The 8,577-nt window shown below is 36.7% G+C and carries 5 protein-coding genes and 1 pseudogene; 2 read left to right on the top strand and 4 right to left on the bottom strand.

Annotation, left to right across the window (positions count from 1 at the left end):
- On the top strand, positions 1 to 915 hold a 915-nt coding region (locus LGZ99_RS22555), incomplete at its 5' end, for an RHS repeat-associated core domain-containing protein (protein ID WP_315903521.1).
- A 24-nt stretch (positions 916 to 939) separates the two neighbouring features.
- Positions 940 to 1,545 carry a hypothetical protein gene (locus LGZ99_RS22550; protein WP_023046426.1) on the top strand — a complete coding sequence of 202 codons (606 nt, stop codon included), beginning with the start codon at positions 940 to 942 and terminating at the stop codon, positions 1,543 to 1,545.
- A gap of 1,447 nt (positions 1,546 to 2,992) precedes the next feature.
- On the opposite strand, the pseudogene LGZ99_RS22545 reads toward LGZ99_RS22550, so the two are convergent.
- From LGZ99_RS22545 to LGZ99_RS22530, 4 genes and pseudogenes are all read right to left on the bottom strand, one after another.
- Positions 2,993 to 3,753: pseudogene (locus LGZ99_RS22545) on the bottom strand (IS5 family transposase).
- A gap of 960 nt (positions 3,754 to 4,713) precedes the next feature.
- Positions 4,714 to 6,033 carry an MvaI/BcnI family restriction endonuclease gene (locus LGZ99_RS22540; RefSeq protein WP_262979644.1) on the bottom strand — a complete coding sequence of 440 codons (1,320 nt, stop codon included), beginning with the start codon at positions 6,031 to 6,033 and terminating at the stop codon, positions 4,714 to 4,716.
- Between the two features lie 184 nt (positions 6,034 to 6,217).
- Positions 6,218 to 6,703, bottom strand: coding sequence for a very short patch repair endonuclease (locus LGZ99_RS22535; RefSeq protein ID WP_023046435.1), 486 nt, complete (start codon positions 6,701 to 6,703; stop codon positions 6,218 to 6,220).
- A gap of 7 nt (positions 6,704 to 6,710) precedes the next feature.
- The gene (locus tag LGZ99_RS22530) at positions 6,711 to 8,147 is read right to left on the bottom strand and encodes a DNA cytosine methyltransferase (protein ID WP_046974827.1); all 1,437 of its coding nucleotides are present in this window, start codon (positions 8,145 to 8,147) and stop codon (positions 6,711 to 6,713) included.
- Positions 8,148 to 8,577 lie beyond the last annotated feature (430 nt).

Genomic DNA, 8,577 nt, shown 5'->3' with positions numbered 1-8,577 from the left:
GGGGATGTGCCGGCGGAAATCCGCGAATACCAGCACGGGCGGCTGAAAATAATCCGCCATCTGGTGTTTGACGGCTGGGAGCTGATGGCGCAGCAGACGCAGCAGTTTACCCTCAATCTGGACAACCGGGTGGACCTGGTGGTGGGGGCGATTGAGACGCAGTATGCGGTGAGTGCGCCGACCGGTGAGCCGCTGGCGCTGTTTGACCCGGCCGGCAAGCGGGTGTGGCGGCAGCCGAAACAGTCGCTGTACGGGCTGAACCTGGCGCTGCCGGAAGCCATGCCGCTGGATCCGGGCCTGCGATTTGCGGGGCAACTGTTTGATGAGGAATCAGGGCTTTGCTACAATCGGCACCGTTATTATTTGCCGGAAGGCTGTTGTTACCTCAGCACAGACCCTTTGGGGTTAGCCGGAGGAGTAAATCCTTACAGTTACGTGCAGAATCCGACCGGATGGGTTGATCCGCTGGGGTTAAATCCAAAAGATTTAGTGAGATATAAGCTTCGTGATACTGTGACTCCTAAACCGGGAGCAAGAGGAACAGCTATAAATAGAGCATGGGGTCAAGAAAGAACACTTGTTACTGCTGGCGGTGGTTCTCGAAATTGGACAGATGCTGAACGCCAAATTATTTTGAATACAAAAAGTAACAGAAAATTAGCCTCTATTATGTCTGAACGAGGGTATACAGGACATCATATAAATAGTGTTAAAGGTAATGGTACACTAGGCCAAGCTTGGAAAGGTGATCCTAGGAATATTGTATTCCTACAAAATGCCAATCATCCTAGTGGTGTTGATGAGCATTTATATAGTAATCAAGGGCATAGAGGTAGTTATGATACTCCTGGTAATGGGCGGCTAATTGATCGCGAAGAAACCTCTAAACAGATAGTAAAAAAATGTGGTCGTTAACTATAAAGATTTTAAGGATATGATATGAGTGAACTAGAAAGAGCCTTAATAGAATTATCTAATGTCCATGAAAAATTTAATCTTCAAGGAAAATTTGAAGGAAATAATAGTGTTGAACTCAAATGGCCCAATTCGATTGAATATTCAGAAGAAATCAATTTCTTCTTCAACAAATTTGAACCTATTAATATTAAGATAGAAACAGGAATTACACCAATAACCTTTTTTGAAGTTGAAAAAATAGAACAAGCCCAATATGGATATCGTTGGATTAAAGATTCAGCAAGTATATCAGATAACCCTAAATGGTCTAAAAATCATCTAGTATTTATGGATGATTTTGGTGGTGGAAAACCTATTATTGCTATAACAGACATTAAAGGTACTCCTATTTATGCCAATTATAGCGTTGGTGAACCATTTAAAATAGCTGATTCATTAGCTGACTTCTTTCTTTCTATAGCTAAACTAATTGAAATAGTTTATGGGAAATTTAATATTTTTGATATTGGTGATAATAATGACGATGATGAGCTTAGTTCAGAATTTATAGATATTATTACCAATGAAATTAAACCAATAATAGGCTCAAATAATTTCGAGAGTTTCTTTGATTATTTTTATGGTTAATTTTTTGTCATAAATAATAAAAAGCCGGAAAGATCCTCTGAGATCTTCCGGCTTTATTGATGATTTACCGTGGCACATACCCACAGTAAGCCAACGCAGACTGGAGCTTACCGATAGTATCCTTAATCTAATACGCTTCCTCGTCATTAACCGCACAGACGCTTAACCTGTTGTACCAAGGACAGTTAAATAAGATTTCATAATTATGCTCCACTTCCAACCAACCCTTGTGTACCAAGATATACAGCCTTTTCATCTAAGCGATCCGAAAAATCAGTGAGATAGGCTACAGAACCAACATTGTTCAAAAAGAAAACAAAAGGCACAAGTGTATCGGTATTATGGAAAGCTATTTAATTGCATTTAATCAAAAACCATTAGTAATGTTCCCTTTATTTTACATTTACCTGACCTACGATAATCATTTAAAATCGCGAATACCGAAGTGTTAAAACTTTTATATCAGGGCGGATTAAACGCAATAAATGCCACTTTTCAGAGGACAGTTGATCGCATTTAATCGAAAATCATTAACCGTTAATAGCGAGTTGAAAATAAACCTGTACGTAAAAGAATATCATCCGAAAAAATGGGTATTAAAACGCTTTCTCTCCGGTTATTTAACAGCGTCAGTAAAGATAAAAAATGGATATGATTCGCATTCATTAAACGTGATCCGATAATGATTAAACTTAACAAAAATCTGGGATTAAAAGTGATAGAAACGACGGTTAAAATTTTATACTGATTAACACTATCAGTTAAAAAAATGATTTTTAATAACAGGTTAAATTCTGCCAATAATAAAGCGCAGGGCAGGATTCATTTTGTTTACCCTGCCCTGTTTAATCCATTTATCAGTGATTCCATCCTCCCTTTATTTTACATTTACCTGATCTGTTATAATCATTTAAAAGCGCGAATATCGAAGTGTTAAAGCTTTTATATCAGGGCGGACTAAATGCAATAAATGCCGATTTTCAAAAGGAGAGTTAATGGCATTTAATCGAAAATCATTAACCGTTAATAGCAAGTTGAAAAGAAATTAGCACGTAAAAGGATATCATCCGAACAGATGGATATCAAACGCTTTATCGCCGGTTATTTAACAGCGTCAGCAAAGATAAAAAGTGGATATAATTAGTGTTTGTTAAACGTAATCCGACAATGATTAAATTGAAGAAAGCAGGGGTTAAAAGTGATAAAAACAACGGTTAAAACTTTATACCGATTAAACCTATCAGTTAAAAAATAACGTTTAATCACAGGTTAAACCCTGCCCATTATAAAACGCAGGGCAGGATTCATTTTGTTTACCCTGCCCTGTTTAATCCATTTATCAGTGATTCTATACTCCCTTTATTTTACATTTACCTGATCTGTTATAATCATTTAAAAGCGCGAATATCGAAGTGTTAAAACTTTTATATCAGGGCGGATTAAGAGCCTATCCCAATAGGGTTTTGTTCCAAACTATAATCCCGCACGCAAAATGTAACATAGCTTCATAGTTTTCGACCTTCTTTTCCCATCGGATCAGTATCCGGCGAAAGCGATTCATCCAGCTATGCGTCCTCTCGACAACCCATCTTTGAGCTTTAAAGTCCGTATTCTGACAGGCATCTGATTCTTCCTTGCGAGACTGGATGTGCGGCTCGTAGTGCCGACTCTGTAGATAGCCTCTCAGCCATTCAGCATCATATCCCTTATCCAGACACAGCCTGACCTTTTTATCCGGCTTGCCTGTCTGAAGTGCATCAAGCGTATCTGCAACCAGTTTGATATCGTGCGTGTTTGCCGCGGCAACAACGAGTGAAAGAGGAAGCCCGTTAGCATCGGTCATGAGGCTGCGTTTTACGCCTTGTTTCCCCCGGTCTGTGGGGTTACGACCTGTTTTTTTGTCCCCGCTAAAGGGGATTTGGTCATGCAGCCATCCAGTGATAACCACGACCAGTCGATGATCGCGAGATGCTTGCAGGCCAGTAAACCGTTTTGCCAGAAGCGTTCAAAAACGCCGGCGTCACGCCATTCCTGAAAACAACGGTGAGCCGAACTTGACGAGCATATTCCTGTTGCATTCAGGGCGTTCCATTGGCAGCCCGTTCTGAGCACAAAGAAGATGGCATCCATAGCGGCGCGGTTATCAACCCGTTTACGATGTGTGCCCAGCGGATGCTGAGTTTTATGTTCGGGAATAAGTGGCGCCATTTTTTCCCAAAGTTCATCACTGAGCCGCCATTTGTTGTTTGCCATACTTTCTATACCTTCAGAAATTATCCGTTCTAGAATATTATACAATATGACAATTCCTTTTGGGATAGGTTCTAAATGCAACTTTTCAGAGGACAGTTAATGACATTTAATCGAAGATCATTAACCATTAATAGCGAGTTGAAAAGAAATCCGCACGTAAAAGGATATTATCCGAACAGATGGGTATCAAACGTTTTATCGTCGGTTATTTAACAACATCAGTAAAGATAAAAAGTGGATATAATTTGCGTTCGTTAAACGTAATCCGATGATGATTAAACTTAACAAAAATCAGGGGTTAAAAGTGATAAAAACGATAGTTAAAGTTTTATACCGATTAAAACTATCAGTTAAAAAATGATTTTTAATAAAAGATTAAATCCTGCCCATCATAAAACGCAGGGCTGGATCCCAATTTTTTAGCCTGACCTGTTTAATTTATTTATCAGTGATCCTATCCTCCCTTTATTTTACATTTACCTGACCTGCTTAATCATTTAAAAGTACGAATATCTAAAAATTAAATATCTTATATTAAGGCGGATTTAACGCAATAAAAAAAGGATAAAACGGTTAATTTATCAGAATTTAAGCACTGAAAAAGTGTGGTGATCAACAATTTCTGGATAATAAAATAGGCCTAAATAACGTTTCATAATTCTGCTACACATAGCCTTGCTTAACCCATTGTTATACATAGAATTATGAGTAATATAAGATGCAGCACTATTTTGGAATCTTATTTAGCAGGGTTAACCCCATAGGCGCTAACCAAGAAAATCCGTCAAGTAATTCTGTTTGATAGCGCCATTTTCTCTTCGGTAAACGTTCGGTGAACTCATCTTGCCGAACAAAAGTAAGGCATATTACCGTCAGCCGAACGTATTTTCTCTCCTGAACAGAAGTTCATTTTAATTAACCTTTATTTAAATCTAAGTTTTCGGTTTTGTCATAAATACTTAATACATCTTTCCACTTTATCCTGAACTGATTTCTTTTCTTAACTTTAGATACCCCTCCCTGATATTTTATATTAACACCTGGATCATAATATATTTTACTTGATTCAAGCGCATTTATAAATTTAGTAAGATTAGCACCTGTAGCTAATACAATTTGGGGGCCAAATTTATAGTATGGGAAGTCAGCATGTTTCATTTCATACGAAACAAAACATGTTTTAGTATGTTTCCGTTTCCAGTGGTCTAATAATTTTCCGAAATTCCAAACAGCAGCAATATTACCGCTTGTACTCCTAAGTACTAATCCACCATCAGGATCTATAATTTCTTTCTTATCAAAATCATATCCTTCAAGATATAAAGTCAGCTTCGTCTTTTCATTTAACAATCCGATTTTATGTATACTGGCAAAATCAACTCTATCCTCTTTTTTAGAGGATGCATAATCACTCATAAATTTATGTAGATTTTCTATATATTCTCCTTTATTTGGTTCTGGAGTCATTAATGTTACGACTCTTCCTGAATGTGCTTTTAATTCCCAACCAGAAAAATCAGGACCAGATCTGCCATTTGGTATAATTCCAAATAAACTTTCTAAAGTAAAACCAGCCCCATTTCTTGCTCTATATTCAATTACATTACCATTTTTATCTAATCTTTGCGATTTAATAAAACCATAAGAATAAATTTCTTTAAGACGAGCTATAAGATCAATACGGCTATCTTTAATATTAGAATAGTATTCATAAAAAACGGAGAAAACAGGATTTATTAGATTCTTATCAATTAATTTTCTGAGCTCAATGGAAAGAGTATCTTCCCAAGAACTCATATAAGCAAGAATAATGTCTTCACATATACCAAAAATTAAATAACGACTCTTATCACATCTATTTATCCTTTCTTCTTTTGTTGGTGGTTGCATTAAATGAGATGGAGCTATCGAACAACCTTTTATAATTCCCGACAGACGAATTTCTGGATATTTAGGATATAAAATAATTTGAGACCCATATGCCTGCTCTTTATAGCCGTCAGCATTTATCCAAAATAAATTTAATGCAGCCTTAAATATTGCACCTTTTTTTGACATACCAGCACTCTTCAGTTCACCAATAGGAATACCTTGTATGACAGTAAAATCAGATCCTAAATATATCTGTTGCTTAGAGTTGTCATTGTTTGAAAGTGGTTTAACTATAATTTTCTTAGCTCCTAAACCTTTCATGATAAATGATATTTTTTCTATATTTATCAGTTCATTAGCCATTTTATGCTCCATCTATTAGTTACAATCTTTCTATAGATTAACTCTATTAAAGTAAAAATAGAATGCCGCACAGAAGGATAGGTCATTTTTCAAACAAAATGAAACTTATAGATGGAGGAACTTTAGTATGTAATGTAACGATATCTTACAAAAAAGAGTTAAAAAACACTTTTAATTTAAATAACTATTCATTTTTCTGCAAAAATACTTTATGTATCCCCACTGTATCAATTTCCGCATGAGTTTCACTTGCACATAACCACTCTTCAATCCTTTCTGATAACTCATTGTCTGTCAGTTTCAAACGTCCTCTTAAAGTGCATTCCCAGACAACTAATATTTTCCAACGGTTATCTGAAAGAGAATTCATAACACACTGATCTCTTTTAATATTTTTGCCAATTTTATCTAACCAGAATTCAGTACGGGTAGCTGGAGTTTTGAAAAGATGGCAATTATGCCCATGCCAGAAACAACCATGTACGAATAAAACAGCCTGATACTCATCAATAACGAAATCAGGCTTACCAGGAAGATCACTTACCTGCATTCTATAAATTACCCCAAGATTATGAAGAATTTTAACCAGTTTTTTTTCTATGGCTGTATCACAGTTACGGATCGCTCTCATATTTTTACTACGAGTAGATGGATTGTGAACATCAGCCATAATTTATTTATGCCGCCTGATCTTTGTTTGTCTGCTGTTGTTTCACTGCTTCCGCTATATAAGGAGCTAATAATTTAGCAATAGCTGTAAATACAGGCACAACAACTGAGTTTCCAAACTGTCGATAAGCTTGTGTATCCGAGACCGGAATATGAAATGCTCCTCCCTGAGGAGACTCAAACCCCATTAGCCGTGCGCATTCTTTCGGTGTTAAACGACGTGGGCGATTTTTTTGATTATCTGGATTATCAAAATCCTGTTCCCCAAGCTCTTTATTCCATCCCCGGTCAATAAGTATTTCTGATCCATCTTTATGGTAACGTGCAGAAAGCGTGCGAGTGACGCAATTCTTATTATTGGGATCTATAAGGCCAAATCCAAAACCATTTCCTTTAGCTTGATGCTTTTTAGCATAATTATATAAATACTTCCAAAGATGGGGGGTAAGAATATATTTACTATCAACTTCCGGTTCAAGTAAATCCGCAAGTGTTGGTCGTTCTTCCGGGAAATATCGACTAATTTCCTTAAGTGTAAATCCTTGATGAATATTCAGATCTTTACGAAAACCAACTAACACAATCCGTTCCCTATGCTGAGGCAAAAAATATTTTCCATCAATAATTTTGGGATCATTCGGCCCCATGATATCCGCATCAGCAACAGCATATCCCAACTCATTCAATGTATCCATGATAATACGGAATGTCTTCCCTTTATCATGACTTTTTAAGTTTTTAACGTTTTCCAGAAGAAAAATAGCAGGTTTTTTAGCTGTAATAATTCTGGCCACATCAAAAAAAAGAGTTCCCTGTGTATCACACTCAAACCCATGAGCACGCCCAAGAGAATTCTTTTTCGAAACACCTGCTAATGAGAATGGCTGACATGGAAAACCAGCCAAAAGAACATCATGATCTGGAATTTCTTTATCAATATTTTTATAAGCTTCTTTTTCATCTATTTCTGGGTTTTCACTTAATGTTATTTCACGAATATCAGAATTAAATTTATGGTACTCTGGATCACAATACCAGTTTGCTTTATAGGTACGAACAGCATCTTTGTTCCATTCACTGGTAAAAACACACTGACCACCAATTTCTTCAAAACCTTTTCGAATTCCGCCAATCCCTGCAAAAAGATCAATGAAACGGAAATCGTATTGAAGATGATTTTTAGGTGGTTCAGGGAGCATTTTTTGGAGCATAGCAACTTCAACTTCTGTTAACAACTTTTGGACTGATTTTCCGTTAAACCAGCGATTTAAGGTTTCACGGGTCCAGTCGTTATAACTTACTTTACGCAAAAGTTCTGCAATAGTTTTTTGATCATAAGACTCAAAAAGTCTCCCCATCAGCTTTTTATCTTCTGCCAACTTTTGCTGCTGAAATAATTTTGATTTTTCATGAAGATCTTGGGCATATGAAAAAAATTCTTTCATTTTTTTTATCCGTAAAATGTTTTATTTAGTGACACATTATCACTCAATTGACCCAGAAGAAAGAACTTTGTGGATATTTATACAGTTATTTACTTTACCCAGTAATTCAATCTGACCATTTTAATAGAATTAAGACACCATTTCAGACGAAATACCCAATCCATCATCTTCGATCCAAAATAAAAATATTATTCAACCAAATATCAGTAAGTTACCAAATTTCTTATCCAACAGTATGAGATTGAAGGATTTAAACGACTGATGACAGGCCACACCCTGACCATCAAAACGCCCGCTGGCTGGCGACCGTCATTATTATTCTGCTGGCACTGGGCTTTATCGGGACCAAAATCTGGCGCCGTCTGCGTCAGCTCGAAAAACTCAAACTGGATGTGGCGTTAAGGGAGGTCGATCCGGTCCTGGCTGATAT

It is taken from the genome of Photorhabdus temperata (assembly GCF_025384845.1).
Classification (GTDB): Bacteria; Pseudomonadota; Gammaproteobacteria; order Enterobacterales; family Enterobacteriaceae; genus Photorhabdus; species Photorhabdus temperata.
Note: the sequence above shows the minus strand (reverse complement) of the source record. Positions and strands in the feature narration are given on the sequence as shown.